This is a genomic window from Aequorivita vitellina, from assembly GCF_022008365.1.
Lineage (GTDB): Bacteria > Bacteroidota > Bacteroidia > Flavobacteriales > Flavobacteriaceae > Aequorivita > Aequorivita vitellina.
Window position 1 is genome coordinate 176,035 of sequence record NZ_JAIRBA010000002.1, and the last position, 24,322, is coordinate 200,356.

Consider the following 24,322-nt stretch of genomic DNA (forward strand, 5'->3'; position numbering starts at 1 on the left):
TAAAATTAAAGGATAATTACAGATAGCAATATGGCATCAAACAAGAAATACTGGAGAAGTGTTGAAGAGCTGAACGAAGACAGCGCAATTGTCAAGGCGCTGCAGGACAATGAGTTTGTAACTGAAATTCCTACAGACGAGTTTCTTGGCAATAAAGGAGCGTTAGAATCTTCATCAACCACGCGTCGTGATTTCTTAAAATATGTGGGCTTTTCTACAGCAGCTGCTACTTTAGCGGCTTGCGAAGGTCCCGTAGTTAAGTCAATTCCCTATGTTGTTCAACCTCACGATGTCGTGCCTGGGGTAGCAAATTATTATGCTTCAACTATGGCCGATGGTTTCGATTTTGCCAATGTTTTGGTGAAAACGCGCGAAGGACGCCCAATTAAAATTGAAAGAAACGACCTATCGGAAAACGGAGGGAGCGCTAATGCACGTGTGCATGCGTCAATTCTTGGGCTTTACGATAAAAATAGATTAACCGGCCCTTTATTAAATGGTGCTGGTGTTACTTGGCCAGAGTTTGATACAGCTATGGCTCAAAAAATGAATGAGATGTCTGGGAAAGACATTGTTTTGCTTACGCAAACTTTCGCAAGCCCATCTACGTCAAAATTAATTGCTGAATTTACTTCAAAATACCCGAACATAAAACACGTTGTTTATGATACGGTTTCGTGCTCAGGCGCTTTAGATGCTTTTCAGAATAAATACGGAAGCCGTGCCTTACCAGATTACGATTTTTCGAAGGCTGAAGTAATTGTTTCGGTAGGCGCCGATTTCTTAGGCGATTGGCAAGGTGGTAGTTACAGCAGAAGTTATGCTAAAGGACGCGTGCCTAAAAACGGTAAAATGTCTCGTCATATTCAGTTTGAGGCAAACCTGACCTTAACTGGTGGTAAAGCCGATAAACGTGTTCCTGCTACACCTACGCAACAAGTACAAATATTAAAGGCACTAACAGGAGGAAGTACTTCAGGTTTGCCAGAAAATATAGCTGATGCTGTAAATAAGGCTAAGGCGCAGCTTCAAAAAGCTGGAAATAAAGCACTATTGGTTACAAATTTACCAGATGTTGCTTCACAAACCATGGCTTTAAACTTTAATGCCGGTAGTGAGGCGATGGATGTTAACAAACCCTTGCTAACTAGACAAGGAAGCAATAGTGAAGTAATGAACGTTGTAAACGGTGTTATCTCGGGCAACATTAAAGGTTTAATTACCGTTGGTGTTGATCCTGTATATTCTTTGCCTAATGCTACTGAATTTGCTGAAGCATATCAAAAATTGGAGATGAGCCTTGCATTTGCTATTAAGCAAGATGCTACGGCGTCATTGGCGAAAATGGTTGCTGCTACACCACACTATTTAGAATCGTGGGGCGATGCACAATTAAAAAAAGGTACATACAGTCTTACCCAACCTACTATCCGACCATTGTTTAATACACGTCAATTTCAGGAGTGTTTATTGCAATGGACAGGAAATTCAAAAAAATATTACGATTACATAAAAGAAACTTGGACTGCTTCAGTTTTAGCTGGTGGTTCTTGGAGTAAAGCACTTCACGATGGATTTACAACTAGTGATGCCGAAGTGATGATGGAAACTGTTAAGCCCGCTTCTGAAGGAGCTGGACTTATGGAGGAGAGTACTTCTAATGGTGCGCTTTCATTCTTAACACAAGAGGGTGGATACGATCTTACTTTGTACACTTCTACTGGATTGGGTGATGGGCAACAGGCAAACAACCCATGGTTGCAAGAGTTTCCGGATCCTATTACGAGAGCATCTTGGGATAACTATTTAACTGTTTCGGCTCCCGATGCTGAAGCATTAGATCTTGTTAATAAACACGTGTCTAACGGTGCACTTAACGGAAGTTATGCAAATGTGAAGTTAGGCAATGTAGTTATCGAAAATGTACCAGTAATCATCCAGCCGGGACAGGCAAAAGGTTCTGTAGGATTGGCTTTAGGTTACGGTAAAACCGCTGCCATTCAAGAAGAAATGCAAACGGGGGTAAATGCCTATGCGCTTTATCAGAATTTTTCAAACATTCAAAAAGTTTCTATTGAAAAAGCTAGTGGAATGCACGAATTTGCTTGCGTACAGTTACAAAGTACAATGGCTGGTCGAAGCGAAGATATTATAAAAGAAACCACTCTTGAAATATTCAATACTAAAGATAGATCTGTTTGGAACTCAATTCCTGTAACAGATTACGATCACAGTCCAATTTCTGTACGTGAAGAAAAGGCCGATATTTGGAGCCCATTTGATACGAGTATTGGGCATCACTTCAATCTTTCAATTGATTTAAACGCTTGTACTGGATGTGGAGCCTGCGTTATTGCTTGTCACGCGGAAAACAATGTTCCCGTTGTAGGTAAAGATGAGGTAAGAAAGTTCCGCGATATGCACTGGTTGCGTGTGGATAGATATTATGCTGCTGGCGAAACCTTTAAAGAAGAAATTGAAACCTTGGAAAACCTTCCTGCTTTTGATTCGTATAAAGTAGTAGAAGTTCCAGCTTACGAGAATCCGCAGGTTGCATTTCAACCTGTAATGTGCCAACACTGTAATCATGCTCCTTGTGAAACTGTTTGTCCGGTTGCGGCAACTTCTCACGGGCGCCAGGGACAAAACCATATGGCTTATAACCGTTGTGTGGGTACGCGTTACTGTGCAAATAACTGTCCGTATAAAGTGCGTCGTTTCAACTGGTTCCTTTATAGCGAAAATGATGCATTTGATTATAACATGAACAATGACCTTGGTAGAATGGTGCTTAACCCAGATGTGGTTGTGCGTTCTAGAGGGGTTATGGAAAAATGTTCGTTGTGCATCCAAATGACTCAAAAAACCATTTTAGATGCCAAACGTGAAGGAAGACCTGTTAAAGATGGTGAATTCCAAACTGCTTGTTCAAAAGCTTGCGATACCGGAGCTATGGTATTTGGAGATGTTAATGATGAAGAATCTGAAGTGTTGAAGCTTAAAAAAGATGATAGAATGTATCATTTATTAGAGAATGTTGGTACAAAACCAAATGTTTTCTATCACGCAATTATAAAAAATACCTCAGAAGCATAAAACTAATAAAAACCAATTATTTAAGAATTATATATGTCGTCACACTACGAAGCACCTATAAGAGAGCCCTTGGTTCTGGGAGATAAGTCCTATCATGACATCAGTGTAGATGTTGGGGCCCCCGTTCTGGGAAAGGCCAATAAATCTTGGTGGATTGTTTTTACCATATCCTTAATAGCATTTTTATGGGGATTGGGATGCATTATCTACACCGTATCAACTGGTATTGGGGTTTGGGGATTGAACAAGACCATTGGTTGGGCTTGGGATATTACAAACTTTGTTTGGTGGGTAGGTATTGGTCACGCAGGAACACTTATTTCTGCCGTATTATTACTTTTCCGCCAAAAATGGAGAATGGCCGTTAACCGTTCTGCCGAAGCAATGACAATATTTGCAGTTGTTCAAGCAGGACTGTTTCCTATTATTCACATGGGTCGCCCATGGTTGGCATATTGGGTACTTCCTATTCCAAACCAGTTTGGTTCGCTCTGGGTAAACTTTAACTCGCCATTGCTTTGGGATGTATTTGCAATTTCAACATACCTTTCTGTTTCACTTGTTTTCTGGTGGACCGGATTGCTTCCAGATTTTGCGATGATACGGGATAGAACAAATAGCCCATTTCAGAAAAAAATATACAGCATCCTTAGTTTTGGATGGAGTGGCCGCGTAAAAGATTGGCAACGTTTTGAAGAAGTGTCCCTTGTGTTGGCAGGTTTGGCAACGCCGTTGGTACTTTCGGTACATACCATTGTATCCTTTGACTTTGCTACATCGGTAGTTCCAGGATGGCATAGTACTATTTATCCACCTTATTTTGTTGCTGGGGCAATTTTCTCAGGATTTGCAATGGTGCAGACCCTATTGATTATTATGAGAAAGGTTTCTAACCTAGAGGATTACATAACTGTTCTTCATATTGAATATATGAATAAAGTAATCTTGCTAACAGGAGGAATTGTTACCGTTGCTTATTTAATTGAATATTTTATTGCTTGGTATTCTGGCGTACCTTATGAAAATTATGCTTACCTATCTTTTGGTGCCGCTACTGGCCCGTATTGGTGGGCGTTCTGGGCTTTAATTATATGTAACCTTATTGTGCCACTTAGCTTATGGGTTAAAAAATTGAGAAGAAATATAGTCTGGACCTTTATCGTAGCCTTGATTATTAACATCGGGATGTGGTTTGAACGTTTTGATATTATCGTTGTGGATTTAAGTAAAGACCGATTAACTTCTTCTTGGGCTATGTTTCAACCTACATTTGTAGACATTGGAACCTTTATGGGAACCATAGGATTCTTCTTTGTTCTTTTCTTGCTTTATGCACGTACCTTCCCGGTTATCGCACAAGCAGAGGTAAAGACAATTTTGAAATCTTCGGGAGCATCTTTTAAAAGACTGCGAGCGGTTCATGGAGACGATCATAGCCATGTGCAGACTGTCGAGGAATATCCGGCAGATGCGGGGCCCGCTGCAAATATTTTAGATAAGAACTTTGAGTCGCCGTTTAATTCATCTTCTGAAGATGTTGAAAAAAATTCGGTAGATTTTGAAAAAGATAAAGGTAAAATAGACAGTCTGCTAAATGCAATTGGTACATTTAATCCTGATACTGAAACACAGGACGATCTTAAAAAGATAAATGGAGTGGGACCAGTAATGGAACAAAAACTTCACCAATTGGGCATTTTTACCTTTGATCAGGTAAGTAGAATGACCGACCGCGAATACGATTTATTGGACGAGATAATTAGTGAATTCCCCGGAAGAGCCAAACGAGATGATTGGGCGGGTCAAGCACTAATTTTAAAAAACAAGAACTAATAATTATGGCTTCTAAAAAGATACACGCAATTTACACTGATGACGACTTGTTGATGCAGGCCGTTAAACAGACGCGCGCTGCAAACTATCATATCTCTGAGGTTTTCACACCATTTCCCGTGCACGGCTTAGACCACGCTGTAGGATTGGCAGCAACCCGTATAGCAATTACTTCATTTTTATACGGTCTTGTAGGGTTAAGCTTTGCCGTGTGGATGATGAACTATATTATGATTGAAGACTGGCCACAAAACATTGGCGGGAAACCAAGTTTTACATTCTATCAAAATATGCCGGCGTTTATACCCATTATGTTTGAGCTCACCGTATTTTTTGCAGCCCACTTAATGGTGATCACTTTTTATATGAGAAGTAAACTTTGGCCTTTTAAGAAAGCTGAAAATCCAGATTTACGCACAACAGATGACCACTTTCTAATGGAAGTTGAAGCTGATAATCACGACGTCGAAATTTTGACGAAGTTCTTATATGATACGGGTGCATCGGAAATTAGTCTAATTGAAAACGAGCAAGACCATTAATATGAAAACATTAATAAACATAGGAATAGCCATTATTGCTTCTGCAACCTTGGTTTCTTGTTTTAACGATAAAAAACCAAATTACCAGTATTTTCCCAATATGTATGAGCCAGTAGGCTATGAAACTTATGGAGAATACAGAATATTTCCAGATGAGCAGGAAGCCATGGTTCCACCAGATAATACCTTGTCGCGTGGCCATACGGCTTATGATTATGAAAACAGTACCGATGGGCTGTTGCGTGCAAAACAAGAATTGACATATCCATATCCAATTACAGAAGAAAATGTCTCTGCGGGTGCACAACTCTATACTGTATATTGTGCAGTTTGTCATGGTGACAAAGGTGATGGAAAGGGAATTTTGGCAACACGTGAAAAATTTCTTGGAATACCGAGCTATGCTGATGCCGGTCGTACAATCGTACCAGGAGGTGTTTATCACGTACAGGTATATGGACTTAATGCAATGGGCTCGTATGCAGCTCAGGTAAGTGAAAAGGAACGCTGGCAAATCACCATGCATGTTATGGATTTAAAGGCATCCCTAAAAGGAGAACCGGGAATTCTTGAAACTGCCGAAGCAATTAATGATTCCATTAGTAGTTTGCCAGAAAATAAAATGGAAGCGGTAACTGCTTCCCAAGTAGATAAAAAGTAAGAAATTAAAGAGAATAGCTAAAGATATGTATACGCTACCTAGTAAATTAAAACTGTTTTCTATCATTATAATGGTTCTTGGACTTGCAGGAATGACCTATGGTTTTCTTACGACCCCAAAAACTGTAGAAGATGTAAAAAGAATAATGGCTCAGCAAGAAGATCATCACGCTGAAGGACATGCTGTTGCAGAACATGGTGATGAAACGACAGCCAATTTTGTTGATTCTGCGCGAGGTGAAGAGGGATACTCAGAATCCGCAATGGAGCACGCTACAGATTTGAATCCAGAGGGTCATGGATCAAGTTCGCATGATGAACATGTGTTGCACCAGTTGCAAACGAGACCTTGGTCTGCAACATTTGTAGCAGCTTTCTTTTTTATGATGATTGCTTTGGGCGTATTGGTTTTTTATGCCATACAATACGCATCACAAGCTGGATGGTCTCCAGCGCTTTATAGAATAATGGAGGGTATTACAGCCTATTTATTGCCAGGTTCTATTATTGTATTCTTAATAGTAGCCTTTGCGGGAACACATTTCTTTCCGTGGCAAAATGATGAGTTAGTAGCCGGAGATAAAATTTTGCAAGGCAAAACGGGGTATCTAAACCTCCCCTTCTTTTTAATTCGTGCTGTAATATATCTTTTAGGTTGGAACCTTTATCGTTACTTCTCTAGAAAAAATTCATTGGCTCAAGACGAAGTTAATAATTATGGACCGTACAGAAAGAACTTTAAGATTTCTGTGTTTTTCCTTATATTCTTTATAGTTACAGAAGCTTCAATGTCTATAGATTGGTTTATGTCTATGACACCTCACTGGTATAGTACATTGTTTCCGTGGTATGTTTTTTCAAGTTTATTTGTTTCGGCGATTACAGTTATCGCATTGGTAACAATACATTTAAAGAGTCGTGGGTTAATTCCATTTGTAAGCGATAAACACTTACACGATTTGGCAATTTATATGTTCGCTTTTAGTATATTCTGGACGTATTTATGGTTTAGTCAATTTATGCTTATTTGGTATGCTAACATTCCAGAGGAAGTAACCTATTTCATTATAAGAATACAAGAATATAAAGTATTGTTTTTCGGAATGCTTATTCTTAATTTTGTATTCCCTATTTTAGTATTGATGAATAGCGATTATAAGCGAGTGCCGTGGTTTGTTGTAATTGCCGCAGTATTTATTTTGGTGGGTCATTATATAGACGTTTTCCTATTAGTAATGCCATCAACCGTAGGCCATAATTGGTCTTTCGGAATTCCGGAAATTGCAGCGCTGTTGTTTTTCGCAGGATTGTTCATTTTTGTGGTTGGAACGGGCTTAGGTAAAGTTTCGCTCAGACCAAAGAATGATCCATTTATTAAAGAAAGTGAAAACTACCATTTTTAATCATTTAGTTTAAAGAAGATATTGTAAGATGACCGCATTTTTAGTTATATTAGTAATCGTCCTTTTTGGAGTCTCTGTTTGGCAAATGAACAGAATCTTCCAATTAGCAAAAACAAAGCCTTCCGGCCATTCTGAAATAGCATCAGATAAAGATAATAACACCCAAGGTTATTTAATGTTAGGATTTCTGGCATTTATTTACATCTTAACCATTGTTTCTTTTTGGTTATGGTATGACACACTTTTGCCCGAATCTGGATCTGAACACGGTTCTGATATTGACAACCTTATGTTAATCTCTATGATTCTCATATTTTTTGTCGGAATTATTACGCAAGCAGTTTTGCATTATTTCGCATTTATTTATCGTGGTAATAAAGTAAAGCGAGCCACTTTTTATGCCGATAATGATAAGTTAGAATTTATTTGGACCATTATTCCGGTAATTGTACTTGCAGGTCTTATAATTTATGGTCTATTTACTTGGACCGATATTATGAATGTAGATAAAGATGACGATCCATTGATTGTGGAACTTTACGCACAGCAATTTAACTGGAAAGCCCGTTACGGCGGAAACGATAATACGCTTGGTAATGCGAATGTAAGATTAATTAAGGGTATTAATCAATTGGGTGTCGACCCAGCAGACCCCAATGGACAAGACGATAAAATAGTAACAGAACTGCATTTACCAGTAGGTAGAAAAGTTTTGATTAAAATGCGATCACAAGATGTGCTGCACTCTGCATATATGCCGCACTTTAGAGCACAAATGAACTGTGTTCCTGGAATGATTACCCAATTTGCTTTTACGCCTACTGTTACAACTGAGGAGATGAGGCAAAATGATTATATTGTTGAAAAGGTTGCAAACATTAACGCCATTAGAAAAAATAAATCTGAAGAGCTTGTCGCTAAAGGTGAAGAACCTTTGGAAACTTATGAATTTGACTACTTTGTTTTGTGTAACAAAATTTGTGGTATAAGTCACTACAATATGCAAATGAAAATAATTGTAGAGTCTGAAGAAGATTACAAGGCTTGGTTAGCAGAGCAACCTACCTTAGGAGAACAGCTTAGCAAAGAAACTAAATAATATTAGCATAAATAGATATGTCAGCAAACGCACAGGTCCACGCATTAGAAGATCATCACGACGATCACGGGCATCATAAACAAACCTTTGTAACTAAATATATTTTTAGTACCGATCATAAAATGATCTCAAAGCAATACATGATCACCGGTATATTTATGGGGGTGATTGGTATTTTAATGTCGTTATTTTTTAGATTGCAACTGGCTTGGCCAGACCATACTTTTACCATTTATGAAATATTCCTAGGCAAATGGGGTACAGATGGAGTAATGGATCCAAGTGTATATCTCGCGTTGGTTACCATACACGGAACAATTATGGTTTTCTTTGTGTTAACCGCTGGTTTGAGTGGAACCTTTAGTAACTTATTAATTCCGCTTCAAATTGGAGCACGCGATATGGCCTCAGGATTCCTGAATATGGTTTCTTATTGGTTGTTCTTTTTGTCTAGTTTTATCATGTTGTGCTCCTTATTTGTTGAAGCAGGACCAGCATCATCTGGATGGACTATTTATCCTCCACTAAGTGCATTGCCTCAAGCTATACCAGGTTCAGGTGCGGGAATGACTCTTTGGTTAATCTCAATCGCTATCTTTATTGCGTCTTCCCTTTTAGGATCGCTTAACTTTATTGTTACCGTAATCAACATGCGAACAAAAGGAATGTCTATGACAAGGCTTCCGCTAACGGTTTGGGCATTTTTTATTACCGCAATGATAGGGCTTGTTTCATTCCCTGTATTATTTTCAGCAGCTTTAATGTTGATTATGGATAGAAGTTTTGGAACATCGTTTTTCCTATCTGATATTTATATTGCCGGAGAAGTATTACACCATCAGGGAGGTTCCCCTGTGCTGTTTGAACACCTTTTCTGGTTTCTCGGACACCCCGAGGTATATATCGTAATTCTACCAGCAATGGGAATCGTTTCCGAAATTATGGCGACAAATTCTCGCAAACCTATATTTGGATATCGTGCCATGGTGGCATCGCTACTAGCCATTGCTTTCTTATCCACTATTGTTTGGGGGCATCACATGTTTATTTCAGGAATGAATCCATTTCTTGGTTCGGTATTTACCTTTACTACTCTCTTAATTGCAATCCCTTCCGCAGTAAAATCTTTTAACTGGATTACTACACTCTGGCGAGGTAAACTGCAAATGAACGTAGCTATGCTGTGGTGTATAGCCTTTGTTTCCACGTTTATTACTGGTGGTTTAACTGGAATCATTATGGGAGATAGTGCCTTAGATATTAATATTCACGACACATACTTTATCGTGGCTCACTTTCACTTAGTAATGGGTATTTCTGCAGCCTATGGATTTTTGGCAGGTGTTTATCACTGGTTCCCGAAAATGTTTGAAGGTAGAATGATGAATAAAAATTTAGGTTATATACATTTCTGGGTAACTTCAATTGGGGCTTACGGAATTTTCTTCCCGATGCACTTTGTAGGATTGGCCGGATTACCACGTAGATATTACAGCAATACGAGTTTCCCTTATTTTGATGATTTAGCCGATATAAACGTAGTAATGACCATTTTCGCCATCTTTACTATTGCTGTTCAAGTGGTCTTCCTTTACAACTTTATCCACTCCATGTTCTATGGAAAAATGGCGCCAAAAAATCCTTGGAACGCAACTACCTTAGAATGGACTGCCGAAGTACAGCACATCCATGGAAACTGGGATGGCCCTATACCACACGTTTACCGCTGGGCTTACGACTATAGCAAATTGAATAAAGACGAAACCGATTTTGTAATTCCTGGACAGGATTTCATTCCGCAAAACGTTCCACTTCAAGATAACGAAGACGAATTAGATCACTAAATCTTTTAATTTATAACATTTATTGTACGCCCTTTCATCTTTTGAAAGGGCGTTTATTTTTATACGTAGAGAATTCGTATTAACACGTAGTAATTTTTTAATCCTTTTGTCTTATCTTTACAGTATTGAGTTAATAATATGTAGGAAGTGAGGAATCTACTATTTATTTCAAGAGCCATGCTGAAAAGTATGGCTCTCTTTTTTTATAAGGCATCCAAAGGATTGCTATATTTGTGTTATGAACGAACACCTTGATCCTTCAGGAGAAGACCTCTCGCCACAGGAACTGGATATTGAAAAAAAGCTACGCCCCCTAAGTTTTAACGACTTTACCGGGCAGGACCAGGCATTAGAAAATCTTCAGATATTTGTTCAAGCTGCCAATTTGCGCAGTGAGGCTTTGGACCACACCCTTTTTCACGGACCTCCCGGATTAGGAAAAACGACCCTTGCTTATATTTTGGCAAATGAGCTTGACGTGAATATTCGTGTAACCTCAGGTCCAGTTTTAGACAAACCGGGCGATCTTGCCGGATTGCTCACTAACCTCGATGAACGCGACGTCCTGTTTATAGATGAAATACATAGATTAAGTCCTATTGTTGAGGAATATCTTTATTCTGCAATGGAAGACTATAAAATCGATATCATGATTGAATCTGGCCCCAATGCACGCTCGGTTCAAATAAATTTAAACCCGTTTACCCTTATTGGAGCGACCACGCGTTCAGGTTTGTTAACTGCGCCTATGCGGGCAAGGTTCGGTATTTCTTCGCGATTGCAATATTACACAACCGATTTACTTACCACAATTCTGCAGCGAAGTGCCGGTATTTTGCACGTACCTATTACTATGGAAGCAGCCATTGAAATCGCTAGCAGAAGCCGCGGAACTCCCAGAATTGCAAATGCACTTTTGCGAAGAATTCGTGACTTTGCACAAATAAAAGGAAATGGAAAAATTGATATTGAAATAGCCAAATTTGGTTTGGATGCTTTACACGTTGATGCCCATGGTTTAGACGAAATGGACAACAAAATTTTATGCACAATTATCGAAAAATTTAAAGGAGGTCCCGTAGGAATTACAACAATAGCAACCGCAGTTTCCGAAAGTCCCGAAACTATTGAAGAAGTTTACGAGCCATTTTTAATCCAGCAAGGTTTTATAATGCGAACCCCACGCGGGCGCGAAGTTACCGAGGCTGCTTATAAACACCTCGGCAAAGTAAAAGGACCATCGCAGGGCGGATTGTTTTAAAAACCTACTATGTCTGTAAAGAAAATCCCGTCCGTTTCTGCATTTCGGTTTCTGATTCATTCAACAAAGATTCTTAAAAATCCGTTGCCATTTCATCATAAAAATTTTGAAACCAAAGGCGATACTTTTCGGTTAAAACTCGGTTTTGGAAAGTCGGTTGTTTTTTCAAGAGATGCTGGTCTTGCGCAATATGCACTTCAGAAAAATCATAGAAATTATACTAAATCGCCTATTCAAACACGCGACCTCGTTAAATATGTGGGGCGCGGACTTCTAACTTCGGAAGGAGAATTGTGGCAAAAGCAAAGAAAACTTATTCAGCCCGCTTTTCATAAAAAGCAATTGATTAATCTTTTGGGTAAAATCAAGAGTGCAATAAATAACGAATTACAGAAAATTGAAACAGGGAAACCAAAAGATATTTTTCCGGTTTTTAACGATCTCGCATTTCAAACGGTCGTCAAATCACTTTTTAGCAGTGCCGTAGATCAAAATGATATTAATAAACTGCAACATATTACCGAATCTGCACAGCAAATGTTGGTGAAAGAATTGCGGCAGCCTTACCTAGGATGGTGGTTTAAACTAAGTGGAGAAATTGGCAAACACATTGCTGAAACAAACCAGGCTCGCGCAATTTTAAAAAAGCTAGTAAACGAAAGACGCCAATCTGCAAAGCGCGAAAACGACTTGCTAGACATGCTTTTGGACGCCCGTTACGAAGACGGCAGCGCAATGGCCGATGAACAACTAATTGACGAAATACTCATCCTTTTTACCGCTGGCCACGAAACCACTTCGAACGCATTAACTTTTACTTGCGAACTGTTAGCCCGCCATCCCGAAATTCAAGAGAAATTATTCGCTGAAATTTCTGAAGCTGAAAAGAATTCGGAATCTCTGATGGAATTTATAAAACATTGCCCGTTTACCAAAAACGTGATAGAAGAATCACTTCGCATATATCCGCCGGCATATTTTATAGACCGCGTAAATATTGAAGACGATGAATTTGGAGGTTTGTTTATTCCAAAAAATTCAAGTTTGTTATTTTCAATTATAGAAATTCATAACAATTCTAAATATTGGGACGAACCCGAAAAATTTAAACCCGAACGTTTTGCCAACGTAAACCCCAATCATTATTCAAGTCAGTATTTTCCTTTTGGAGCAGGACCGCGAATGTGCATTGGCAATAATTTTGCGATGTACGAAATGATTTTAGCAATTGCCGAAATCACCAAAACATACAAAATTGCCGAAAAAATAACGCCCATTGAAATAACGCCGCTTATAACGCTTAAACCAAAAAACGCTATATTAGAATTTAATTACAGATAGAATTGAGCCAGAATACTTCAAAATATACCCAGTTAATTAAAGCCGAAGCGAAACGTTTGGGTTTTCTTTCCTGTGGCATAAGCAAAGCTGAATTTTTGGAGGCAGAAGCGCCGCGATTGGAAAGTTGGCTCAATAAAAATATGAATGGCGAAATGGGTTATATGGAGAATCATTTCGACAAAAGACTGGATCCAACAATTTTGGTGCCCGGTTCAAAAAGTGTTATTTCGTTATTGCTGAATTATTTTCCTTCAGAAACACAAACTTCAGACACTTATAAAATTTCAAAATACGCTTATGGCACCGATTACCATTTCATTATAAAAGATAAATTGAAACAGTTAATGGAATTTATTTCCGAAGAAATTGGCGAAGTTCACGGCCGTGCTTTTGTAGATTCGGCGCCAGTTTTAGACAAGGCATGGGCTGCCAAAAGCGGTTTGGGCTGGATTGGAAAACACAGCAATCTGCTTACAAAACAGTTGGGGTCCTTTTACTTTATAGCTGAATTAATCGTCGATTTAGATTTAGAATACGATGCGCCAGTCACCGACCATTGCGGAAGTTGCACCGCCTGCATAGACGCCTGTCCAACAAATGCAATTGTTGCAGACAAAGTTGTGGATGGCAGTAAATGCATTTCGTATTTTACCATTGAATTGAAAAATGAAATTCCCACTTCGGTAAAAGGCAAATTTGAAGATTGGATGTTTGGTTGCGATATTTGCCAAGACGTATGCCCGTGGAATCGTTTCAGCAAACCGCATAACCAGCCCCTTTTTAACCCTCATCCCGAAATGCTCTCAATGAGCAAAAAAGATTGGGAAGAAATTACTGAAGAAGTATTTCAGAAAATATTTAGAAAAAGTGCTGTAAAAAGAACCAAATACGCTGGTTTAAAACGCAACATAAACTTCTTGAAAGAATAACGGTTATAATTTCTACTTTGCCGATAACCTCTTATCTTTGTTGGTTGCGTTGTTCTATTTTTTACAGAACAATTGCCAAGCATTTAGCAAAACGAGCCATAGAATTAATGGCGAAAATATTCCTTAATTATGAGCAAACAGAGCAAAAGAAGAGAAGCACTTTTATATCACGCCAAACCAAAACCTGGCAAAATACAGGTAGTGCCCACCAAAAGTTATTCTACCCAACGCGATTTAAGTTTGGCCTATTCGCCCGGTGTGGCGGAACCTTGTTTGGAGATTGAAAAAAATGTTGATAACGTCTATAAATACACTAATAAAGGAAATCTAGTTGCAGTAATAACAAACGGTACCGCGGTTTTAGGTTTGGGAAATATTGGTCCCGAAGCGTCAAAACCTGTAATGGAAGGCAAAGGATTATTGTTTAAAATATTTGCTGATATCGACGTTTTTGATATTGAAATTGACACTGAAAATATAGATGAATTTATAGCTACCGTAAAAAATATTGCTCCAACTTTTGGCGGAATAAACCTGGAAGATATAAAAGCTCCCGAAGCATTTGAAATAGAGCGAAGACTAAAGGAAGAATTGCAAATTCCGGTTATGCACGACGATCAGCACGGTACGGCAATTATATCGGCCGCGGCATTGTTGAATGCATTGGAAATTGCCGATAAAAATATTTTGGATGTAAAAATTGTAATCAGTGGCGCCGGAGCGGCGGCTGTTTCGTGTACGCGACTTTACAAGGCCTTTGGCGCAAAAGATGAAAATATTGTAATGCTTGATAGTAAAGGTGTTATTCGCAAGGATCGCGAAAGCCTTAGCGACGAAAAAGCCGAGTTTGCATCAAGTCGAAAAATTGATACTTTGGAAGAAGCAATGGTAGATGCCGATGTATTTGTTGGTCTTTCAGTAAAAGATATAGTAACGCCCAAGATGCTTAAAAGTATGGCATCTAATCCAATTGTGTTCGCGATGGCAAACCCCGATCCCGAAATTGAATACGATCTGGCTGTAAAAACACGAAAGGATATTATAATGGCTACAGGCCGTAGCGATCATCCCAACCAAGTAAACAATGTACTTGGCTTCCCTTTTATTTTCCGAGGTGCATTAGATGTTCGCGCCACAAAAATAAATGAAGCTATGAAAAAAGCTGCCGTAAAAGCGCTTGCAGCTTTGGCAAAAGAACCTGTGCCAGAGCAAGTAAATATTGCTTACGGCGAAACAAAACTAGGCTTCGGGAGAGAGTATATTATTCCGAAACCGTTTGATCCGCGCTTAATTGCTGCAATTCCACCAGCGGTAGCAAAGGCGGCAATGGACAGTGGTGTGGCCACATCGGCTATTACAGATTGGGAAAAATACCAAGATGAGCTTTACGAACGCATGGGTAGCGACAACAAAATAATTAGATTGTTGTTAAACCGTGCGAAACTTGCGCCAAAGCGTATTGTTTTTGCGGAGGCCGATCATCTAGATGTTTTAAAAGCTGCTCAGATTGTTTTTGAAGAAGGTATTGGTATCCCTGTTTTATTGGGAAGAAAAGAGATTATTCTCGAATTAATGGAGCAGATTGATTTTGAAGGAGATGTTGAAATAATCGATCCAAAAAATGATGAAAATGCAGATAAGCTTCAGCATTACGCGCAAAAGCTTTGGGAAAAACGAAGAAGAAGCGGCATTTCACTTTACACGGCACAAAAATTAATGACCGAACGAAATTATTTCGCAGGAATGATGCTTAGTGAAGGCGATGTGGATTGTATGATTTCTGGTTACGCGCGCTCATACCCATCGGTGGTAGTGCCCGTATTTGAAACCGTTGGAAGATTTGAAGGAGTAACTAAAGTAGCAACCACAAACGTGATGCTTACCAAACGCGGTCCGCTGTTTTTTTCCGATACTTCCATCAATATTGATCCTACTGCGAAGGAACTGGCAAAGATTGCGCAAATGACCAATTACACGATGAAAATGTTTGGATTGGAGCCTGTAATAGCAATGATTTCGTACGCTAACTTCGGTTCTTCAAAAGATCCGCACGCAACAAAAGTACGGGAGGCAGTAGATTTGCTTCACAAAAGCAATCCAGATATGATTGTGGATGGCGAGCTACAAACAGATTTTGCACTAAATCCTGAAATGCTCAAAAAGAAATTTCCGTTTTCAAAATTGGCAGGTAAAAAAGTGAACGCACTTATTTTTCCGAACCTCGATTCGGCAAATAGTAATTATAAATTATTAAAAGAACTAAACGGAGTTGAATCCATCGGGCCCATTATGCTGGGAATGCGCAAACCCGTGCATATATTGCAATTGGGAGCCAGTGTAGAGGAAATGGTGAATATGGCGGCTGTTGCCGTTGTCGATGCTCAACAGAAAGAGAAAAGAGCACGAGAACAGGGAAGTAAGTAACTGCCGCTTTCTTGTCTAATATTTTCACAAAAACCCCAATGACAGTTGCAAATAATTATACTATATTTGAACCTTTAAGTTTTCGTTAACACATGATAACCCATATACAGGGCAAACTGGTTGAAAAAAACCCTACCGACGTAGTAATAGATTGTAATGGAGTAGGGTACTTTATCAATATTTCGTTGCACACATTTTCTGAACTCCCCACTAGTGAAAATGTTAAGTTGTTTACCCATTTAATTGTTCGGGAAGATGCCCATATTTTATACGGTTTTACCAGTGTTGCAGAACGTGAAATATTTAGATTGTTAATTAGTGTTTCAGGGGTTGGGGCTAGTACTGCAAGAACAATGCTGTCCTCATTAGCGCCAGAGCAAGTGCTTGATGCCATTGCGCAAAACGATTTACCAACCATACAATCTGTAAAAGGAATAGGCGCTAAGACCGCGCAGCGCGTAGTTTTAGACTTAAAAGATAAAATTTTAAAAGTGTACGGTTTGTCGTCGATTTCTGTAGGAACAAACAATACTAATAAAAATGAAGCGTTATCTGCTTTGGAGACGCTGGGCTTTGTTCGCAAACAGTCTGAAAAACTGGTGGATGGAATTGTAAAAGAAAATCCACTGGCTTCGGTAGAAATGATCATTAAACAAGCTTTAAAAAATTTGTAAAATTTGAAGGCAAAAAATTACGTTTACAACGGTAGCTTTTTTAAGCTGATAGCAATAGTAAGTTTTATATTTGTTGGCAATGTTTCATTGGCACAGGATTCCACAGCTGTTGGAAATGAAATGGGGCGCTTGGATCTGCCAAACCCCACAAGCATTCAGAATCTTTATACTTACGACCCCATAACAGATAGATACATTTACTCTCAAACTTTGGGAAGTTTTAAAATTACCTATCCCATTATTCTTACACCAGAGGAGTATCGACGCCTTATTCAAGAGGAGCAGATGAAGGCGTATTTCAAAGAAAAAATTGATGCAGCCGATGGACGGAAAGAAGGTTCAGAAGAGCAACAAAAAAACTTACTACCTACCTTTTACGTGAATTCAGATTTCTTTGAATCTATTTTTGGTGGAAATTCTATTGAAGTTATCCCACAAGGTTCTGTAGAAATGGACTTGGGTTTGCTTTATACAAAACAGGACAATCCGCAATATTCACCGCGAAACCGAAGCAATTTTTCGTTTGATTTTGACCAACGTATTAGTTTAAGCCTTTTGGCAAAAGTAGGAACCAGACTTCAAGTTAATGCAAACTACGACACCGAAAGCACCTTCGATTTTCAAAATCAAATTAAGTTAGAATACACACCAACTGAAGACGATATTATTCAAAAAATTGAAGTGGGTAACGTAAGTATGCCGCTTAACAGCTCGTTAATTCAAGGGGCGCAAAGTCTTTTTGGTGTTAAAACACAACTTCAATTTGGAAATACCACAATTACAGGAGTTTTTTCTGAACAAAAATCTGAAACCCGTACTGTTACTGCCGAAGGAGGTGCAACTATTACAGATTTTGAACTTTTCGCTTTAGATTACGACGATAACCGTCACTTCTTTTTAAGTCACTATTTTAGAGATAATTACAACCGTGCTTTAGGGCAATATCCATTTATAAATAGTAATGTGCAAATTACACGAATGGAAGTTTGGATTACCAACCGCACGAGTCGTACAGACAATGTTCGAAACATTGTGGCATTGCAAGATATTGGAGAGTCCGACCCAACAAATATAGGTTTAGACGTTCCGCCGGGAGGATTTATTAGAGCTAGTAGAAATGCGTATCCCGATAACAATAACAACCTTTTTAATCCTTTTGGAATAAATGGCGGGCCACCATCTTTGCTCAACCCACAAATTCGTGATGTAGCACGCGTGCGCGACGGTTTTACGGGAGTTCAAGTTAATGAAGGTATAGATTATGTTACCCTTGAGAGCGCTCGAAGATTAGATCCGGGTGAATATACCTTAAATTCACAATTGGGATATATCTCGTTAAACCAGCGTTTAACCAACGATGAAGTTTTAGCAGTTTCGTACCAGTTTACGGTAAACGGAAAAGTTTATCAAGTTGGTGAATTTTCAAACGATGGTGTTGAAGCAAACGGAGGAACCCAGCCCGGAGGCGATGGCGGCCCAGGTAACCCACCAGAACAGGAAACCGGTCTTGCACAAAACCTCGTTGTAAAACTTTTGAAGAGTAGCATTACAAATGTTAATGAGCCAATTTGGGATTTGATGATGAAAAACATCTACCCAATTGGAGGGTACCAATTAGAAAAGGAAGATTTTAAGTTGAATATTCTTTATACCGATCCTTCGCCCTTAAACTATTTAACCGAGGCTGGAGCGGAACTTCCACCAGATGTAAAGGACGAAATACTTTTAAAAGTCTTTAATCTCGATAGGTTAAATTTTAATAATGACCCGCAACAAGGTGGCGATGGTTTCTTTGACTTTTTACCCGGGTTAACCGTAGATGCACAAAACGGAAGAATTATCTTTACAACAGTAGAACCTTTCGGAAAGCATTTGTTCGATAAATTGAGCCTGTCCAACGCGCCCGCTACATATTCAATGCCGGAAACCTACAACCCAAACCAAGCTAAGTATGTTTTTAGAACACTTTATACCGGAACAAAAACGCAAGCCGAACAAGAGGAAAGTGAAAAGAATAAATTTCAATTAAAGGGTTCGTACAAATCTACGGGTGCTGATGGTATTCCTATTGGCGCATTTAATATTCCACAGGGTTCGGTTACTGTAACTGCGGGGGGAAGAACATTGGTTGAAGGTGTAGATTACACCGTAAACTATCAATTGGGAAGGGTGCAAATTTTGGACCCTGCATTGCTAAATAGCAACATTCCAATTTCTGTTAGCACCGAAAATAATTCACTGTTTGGACAGCAGAGCAAGCGCTTTACGGGTTTAAATGTGGAGCATAAATTTAGCGATAAGTTTATGGTAGGCGCTACGTATTTAAACCTTAACGAACGTCCGTTGACCCAAAAATCTTCTTACGGGGTTGAGCCAATCAACAACACTATTTTTGGAATGAATTTAAATTATTCAACCGAGGTTCCTTTTCTTACCCGTTTGGTAAATAAACTTCCAAACATAGATACCGATGTTGAATCTAACCTTTCGTTACGTGGTGAATTTGCATACCTAAAACCGGGAGCTCCAAAAGTTTCAGATTTTGATGGAAAAACCACAGTTTATGTTGATGATTTTGAAGCTTCACAGACTGGTAACGATATAAGTTCGCCGGCAAGTTGGTTCTTAGCGAGTACTCCTTTAGATTATGGAGGCGAGTTAGAAAATGATAATTTACGATATAATTATAAACGAGCTAAATTAGCTTGGTACACAATAGACCCTATATTTTACAGTAGCCAGCGACCTGAAGGTATTAACGATGAAGAGCTTTCTTCGCCATTTACCCGTCGCGTTTTTAGAAACGAAATTTTCCCGAATCAAGATATTATTCAAGGGCAGACCCAAGCACTGTTTACGTTAGATTTAGCATACTACCCGTCAAAACGCGGTGAGTATAACTTTAATCCAGATGCGGCAGGCACCAATACGTTACCTAATCCAGAGGACAATTTTGGTGGGATAATGAGACCGCTTACAACCACAGATTTTGAACAATCTAACGTGGAGTATATTCAGTTTTGGGTAATGGACCCGTTTATTTACGATGAAACCAGCGGAAACCAAGGCGGAAATATAAACTTTAACTTAGGAAGTATTTCTGAAGATATTCTAAAAGACGGTAGAAAGCAATACGAAAATGGATTGCCTCCCGATGGTGGAACTGCGAATACTACTTCAACCTCTTGGGGTAAAGTGCCGTTAAACCAATCGCTTGTCTATACTTTTGATACCCAAGGCCAAGAGCGAATAAATCAAGATGTTGGGTTGGATGGTTTAAGCAATGCTCAGGAAATTGCAGAGTTTGGTGGAGAATTTGGCGATGATCCTTCAAATGATGATTATCAATACTTTTTACAAGCCGAAGGAAGTATTTTAGACCGCTATTTAAAATATAACGGTACTGAAGGTAACTCTCCTGTGGAAGTCACAAATACTAATCGTGGAAGCACTGCGCAGCCCGATGTAGAAGATATTAATCGTGATAATACTATGAACACGATTAACAGTTATTTTGAATACAACGTTCCTGTTTACCCTGGAATGAACAGAGAAAATAACAGATACATTTCCGATGTAAAGGAATTGGAAGTTACTACACAAAACAATAATGTAATTCCGGTACGATGGGTACAATTTAAAGTGCCAATTAGCAAACCAGACCAAGCAAAAGGTGGTATTTCAGATTACAGATCCATTCGTTTTATGCGCATGTTCCTTTCACAATTTTCTGAAAACACTGTCTTGCGTTTTGGTACTATGGAATTGGTGCGTGGCGATTATAGAAAATTCCAAAAGACTCTAGACAACGTAACCTTTGAAGATCCATCAAACGACGACACTTTATTTGAAGTGGAAGCCGTAAGTATTGAAGAAAACGAAAATCGCGAGCCAATTCCTTACAGATTACCACCCGGGCTTGAGCGCGAAGAGTTAAACAACAACAATAATATTATACGCGAAAACGAGCAATCACTTTCTTTACGTGTTTGTGGTTTAGAACCTAATGACGGTCGCGCTGTATATAAAAACTTTAATGTAGACATGCGCCAGTATAAAAACCTGGAAATGTTTATTCACGCAGAATCGCTTCAGAACGAAACGGCATTGGGCGATGGTCAATTGGTTGCGTTTATGCGTTTGGGTAATGACCTTACTAACAATTATTACGAAGTGCAAATTCCGCTAAATCCAACTAATTTTGGAGCGAGAAGTGCCGAAGAAATTTGGCCCGTGGCAAACAGATTGAATCTTCCTTTAGCATTGTTACAGGAGGTTAAAACACGAACGCCGTTAAATTCAACCGATGTTGTTTTCTACACCCAATCTGAACTTGAAGGTGATCTGCCCGGAGGGGAGAACGAACTTACAATTGGGATAAAAGGTAACCCGAGTTTTGGAAATGTACGTACTATAATGATTGGGGTGCGAAACAGTACAAACGGCGATTTATGTGGTGAAGTATGGTTCAACGAACTGCGAATGTCTGAACTAAAAAACGAAGGCGGTTGGGCTGCTGTGGTTAGTATGGATGCAAACATTGCCGATTTTGCTACAGTTAGTGCCATGGGGAAGAGAAGTACTGTTGGTTTTGGTTCAATTGAACAAGGACCTAATCAACGCAGTCGAGAAGATCTTCAGCAATATGATGTTGTTACAAACGTAAATCTAGGACAATTGCTTCCGAAGAAATGGGGCATTCAAGTGCCATTCAATTACGGACGTTCCGAAGAGCTTATTACACCCCAATACGATCCCGAATTTCAAGATATAGAGCTAGATACCAGATTAGATAACACCGAGGATCAAGCCGAAAAAGACAGAATAAAGGAACAAGCTGTAGATTATACCAAGCGCCAAAGTGTAAACTTTATTGGCGTGCGGAAAGAACGAACTGGAGAAGGCAAACCGAAAGTGTACGATGTAGAAAACTTAACCGGTTCATTTTCATACAATCAAACAGATCATCATGATTTTGAAGTGGAAGATGCTCTAGAACAAAGTGTTCGTGCCGGCGCCACGTACAATTACAATTTTACGGCTAAACCTGTGGAGCCTTTTAAAAAGAATGACTCATTGTTTACCGGCAAGTATTGGCAGTTTTTAAAAGATTTCAACTTTAACTATTTGCCGACGAATATTTCGGTTAGCTCCAATATTACACGTCAATATAACGAGCAGAAATTTAGAGAAATCAATTTACTTCCGGGTAATAAAGGATTGCCTGTTTTGTATCAACGCAATTATCTTTTCGACTGGCAATATACCATCAATCATAATTTAACCAAGTCGTTGCGTTTTAACTTTACGTCTTCAAATAATATGGTTGTGAACAACTATTTAGACGAAAATGGCGACGTTAATAACGAAATTGGGGTATGGGATGGCTTCTTCGATGTGGGCGATCCAAATCAACATTTTCAATCGCTTCAGCTAAATTACGATTTGCCATTTAGTAAATTTCCATTCTTAAAATTCCTTAGAGCTACGTATTCATACACGGGTGATTACCAATGGGAGCGTGGAAGTACCCAATTCAACGAAATTGAAATTGAACTGAGCGATGGCAGTAGAAATGTTTATAATTTAGGAAACGCTATTCAAAATGCCAGCACACATCAAATTAATTCTAGTTTAGACATGAATGGTTTTTACCGTTATGTTGGGCTAACTAAAATTAGAAAGAGTAAAAGTAGAAGTGCCTCTGGCGATGGTGGCGCAAATGAAAATTCTGAAAAGGAAGGTAAGGCCAGTAGAGAAAGTAAATTAGAGGCAGAGCAAAATAATACATTGACTGGTGGAAAATCAAGAACGCCAAACGTATTAAGTGGTGGTGCTAACTCTGGCGGCTTAAATGCTGGCGATAAAGCTATCAACACGGTTATTGGTTTGGCAACAATGCTTAAAAAGGTACAGTTTAATTACCAAGAAAACAATGGTATTTACTTGCCGGGTTATCAGCCTTCAATAGGGTTTATTGGTACTTTAAAGCCCACTACAGGTTTTGTTTTTGGAAGCCAAGCAGATGTACGGGAGTTAGCCGCACGCAAGGGTTGGTTAACACTTTATCCAGAATTTAACGAACAGTACACCGAAGTTGAAAGTCGCCAAATGGACATTCAAGCTAATCTGGAGCCTATTAATGATTTGACGATTGACGTAAATGGAAGTCGAATTTATTCAGAAAACTATTCAGAAAATTATATTGTTCAAAACGATCTTTACCAATCGTTAACACCAAACACTTTTGGTAATTTCAATATTTCTACCCTATTAATTAAAACGGCCTTTGGTGCCAGTGATGAAACTGGTTCGGCTGCTTTTGACGATTTCAGAAATAATAGATTACTAGTTGCAAACAGGCTCGCGGAAGACCATTATCAAGGAGCGGCGATACCGCGCGATTCATTAGGTTTCCCAGTTGGGTTTGGGCGCAACAGTCAGGATGTTTTATTGCCTGCATTTCTTGCGGCCTATAAAGGTAGTAATGCTTCAAAAGAAAAAACGGGAATTTTTAGAGATATACCGCTTCCAAACTGGGATATTAAATACACCGGTTTAATGAATATTCCTTGGTTTAAGAAAAATTTCAAACGTTTTTCACTTACGCACGGATACCGCGCGGCTTATACGGTAAACCAATTTCAGTCTAATTTAGATTACGATCCAAATACGCCAGAAGCAATAGATCAATCCGGTAACTTTAAAGTGAAAACATTACTGACCAATGTTAATTTAACCGAACAATTTTCACCGTTATTACGCATGGATTTTGAAATGAATAATTCGATTAAAATACTTGCCGAAATGCGTAAAGACCGTGCGCTGTCATTAAGTTTTGCAAATAATTTACTTACAGAGATAAAAGGAAACGAATACATTATTGGGCTTGGATATAGAATTAAAGACCTTCGAATTTCAACTAATTTCGGTGGTAAAAAATCGGTTATTACAAGCGATTTAAACTTTAAAGTAGATCTTTCCCGAAGAGATATTATTACTATAATTAGGTATTTGGATATTGTAAACAATCAAACTACAGCTGGTCAAACCATATATGGCGCGCAACTTTCGGTAGATTACGCACTCAGCAAGAATCTAACAGCGCTGTTCTATTACGATCATACCTTCTCTGAATATGCCATTTCAACGGCTTTCCCTCAAACAACGATAAGGAGTGGATTTACGTTGCGATATAACTTTGGAAACTAAAAAA

Annotated in this window: 13 protein-coding genes; all 13 read left to right on the forward strand. The window is 38.9% G+C overall.

Annotated features, from left to right (window positions below; all coding sequences use genetic code 11):
- Window positions 1-30: 30 nt before the first annotated feature.
- The 13 genes from K8089_RS01780 to sov all read left to right on the forward strand — a co-directional run bounded on the left by K8089_RS01780 (window position 31) and on the right by sov (window position 24,318).
- Window positions 31-3,096 carry a TAT-variant-translocated molybdopterin oxidoreductase gene (locus K8089_RS01780; RefSeq protein ID WP_237601548.1) on the forward strand — a complete coding sequence of 1,022 codons (3,066 nt, stop codon included), beginning with the start codon at window positions 31-33 and terminating at the stop codon, window positions 3,094-3,096.
- Window positions 3,097-3,129: 33 nt separating this feature from the next.
- Window positions 3,130-4,929, forward strand: a complete 1,800-nt coding sequence (gene nrfD / locus K8089_RS01785; protein ID WP_237601549.1) for an NrfD/PsrC family molybdoenzyme membrane anchor subunit — start codon at window positions 3,130-3,132, stop codon at window positions 4,927-4,929.
- Window positions 4,930-4,934: 5 nt separating this feature from the next.
- On the forward strand, window positions 4,935-5,471 hold the full coding sequence (locus K8089_RS01790; RefSeq protein ID WP_237601550.1) for a DUF3341 domain-containing protein: 537 nt from the start codon (window positions 4,935-4,937) through the stop codon (window positions 5,469-5,471).
- 1 nt (window position 5,472) lies between these two features.
- Window positions 5,473-6,132, forward strand: coding sequence for a c-type cytochrome (locus K8089_RS01795; protein ID WP_237601551.1), 660 nt, complete (start codon window positions 5,473-5,475; stop codon window positions 6,130-6,132).
- Window positions 6,133-6,157: 25 nt separating this feature from the next.
- Window positions 6,158-7,534, forward strand: a complete 1,377-nt coding sequence (locus K8089_RS01800) for a quinol:cytochrome C oxidoreductase (RefSeq protein WP_237601552.1) — start codon at window positions 6,158-6,160, stop codon at window positions 7,532-7,534.
- A gap of 28 nt (window positions 7,535-7,562) precedes the next feature.
- The gene (locus K8089_RS01805) at window positions 7,563-8,633 is read left to right on the forward strand and encodes a cytochrome c oxidase subunit II (RefSeq protein WP_237601553.1); all 1,071 of its coding nucleotides are present in this window, start codon (window positions 7,563-7,565) and stop codon (window positions 8,631-8,633) included.
- 17 nt (window positions 8,634-8,650) lie between these two features.
- Entirely contained in the window at window positions 8,651-10,477 is a 1,827-nt protein-coding gene (locus K8089_RS01810; RefSeq protein WP_237601554.1) for a cytochrome c oxidase subunit I, read from the forward strand.
- A 238-nt stretch (window positions 10,478-10,715) separates the two neighbouring features.
- Window positions 10,716-11,738 (forward strand): Holliday junction branch migration DNA helicase RuvB, encoded by a 1,023-nt coding sequence (gene ruvB, locus K8089_RS01815; RefSeq protein WP_237601555.1) that lies wholly within the window; start codon window positions 10,716-10,718, stop codon window positions 11,736-11,738.
- 9 nt (window positions 11,739-11,747) lie between these two features.
- Window positions 11,748-13,079 (forward strand): cytochrome P450, encoded by a 1,332-nt coding sequence (locus tag K8089_RS01820; protein ID WP_237601556.1) that lies wholly within the window; start codon window positions 11,748-11,750, stop codon window positions 13,077-13,079.
- 2 nt (window positions 13,080-13,081) lie between these two features.
- The gene (gene queG / locus K8089_RS01825; RefSeq protein ID WP_237601557.1) at window positions 13,082-14,008 is read left to right on the forward strand and encodes a tRNA epoxyqueuosine(34) reductase QueG; all 927 of its coding nucleotides are present in this window, start codon (window positions 13,082-13,084) and stop codon (window positions 14,006-14,008) included.
- Between the two features lie 129 nt (window positions 14,009-14,137).
- On the forward strand, window positions 14,138-16,432 hold the full coding sequence (locus tag K8089_RS01830) for an NADP-dependent malic enzyme (protein WP_237601558.1): 2,295 nt from the start codon (window positions 14,138-14,140) through the stop codon (window positions 16,430-16,432).
- 92 nt (window positions 16,433-16,524) lie between these two features.
- Complete coding sequence (ruvA, locus tag K8089_RS01835; protein ID WP_237601559.1) at window positions 16,525-17,106, forward strand: Holliday junction branch migration protein RuvA; 582 nt, start codon at window positions 16,525-16,527, stop codon at window positions 17,104-17,106.
- Window positions 17,107-17,109: 3 nt separating this feature from the next.
- Window positions 17,110-24,318 carry a T9SS outer membrane translocon Sov/SprA gene (sov, locus tag K8089_RS01840; protein ID WP_237601560.1) on the forward strand — a complete coding sequence of 2,403 codons (7,209 nt, stop codon included), beginning with the start codon at window positions 17,110-17,112 and terminating at the stop codon, window positions 24,316-24,318.
- The last annotated feature ends 4 nt before the right edge of the window (window positions 24,319-24,322 follow it).

Bases quoted from the DNA above. Each gene is read 5' to 3' on its own strand.
- K8089_RS01780 (WP_237601548.1), top strand. From the start codon at position 31: ATGGCATCAAACAAGAAATACTGGAGAAGTGTTGAAGAGCTGAACGAA.
- nrfD (WP_237601549.1), top strand. From the start codon at position 3,130: ATGTCGTCACACTACGAAGCACCTATAAGAGAGCCCTTGGTTCTGGGA.
- K8089_RS01790 (WP_237601550.1), top strand. From the start codon at position 4,935: ATGGCTTCTAAAAAGATACACGCAATTTACACTGATGACGACTTGTTG.
- K8089_RS01795 (WP_237601551.1), top strand. From the start codon at position 5,473: ATGAAAACATTAATAAACATAGGAATAGCCATTATTGCTTCTGCAACC.
- K8089_RS01800 (WP_237601552.1), top strand. From the start codon at position 6,158: ATGTATACGCTACCTAGTAAATTAAAACTGTTTTCTATCATTATAATG.
- K8089_RS01805 (WP_237601553.1), top strand. From the start codon at position 7,563: ATGACCGCATTTTTAGTTATATTAGTAATCGTCCTTTTTGGAGTCTCT.
- K8089_RS01810 (WP_237601554.1), top strand. From the start codon at position 8,651: ATGTCAGCAAACGCACAGGTCCACGCATTAGAAGATCATCACGACGAT.
- ruvB (WP_237601555.1), top strand. From the start codon at position 10,716: ATGAACGAACACCTTGATCCTTCAGGAGAAGACCTCTCGCCACAGGAA.
- K8089_RS01820 (WP_237601556.1), top strand. From the start codon at position 11,748: ATGTCTGTAAAGAAAATCCCGTCCGTTTCTGCATTTCGGTTTCTGATT.
- K8089_RS01830 (WP_237601558.1), top strand. From the start codon at position 14,138: ATGAGCAAACAGAGCAAAAGAAGAGAAGCACTTTTATATCACGCCAAA.
- ruvA (WP_237601559.1), top strand. From the start codon at position 16,525: ATGATAACCCATATACAGGGCAAACTGGTTGAAAAAAACCCTACCGAC.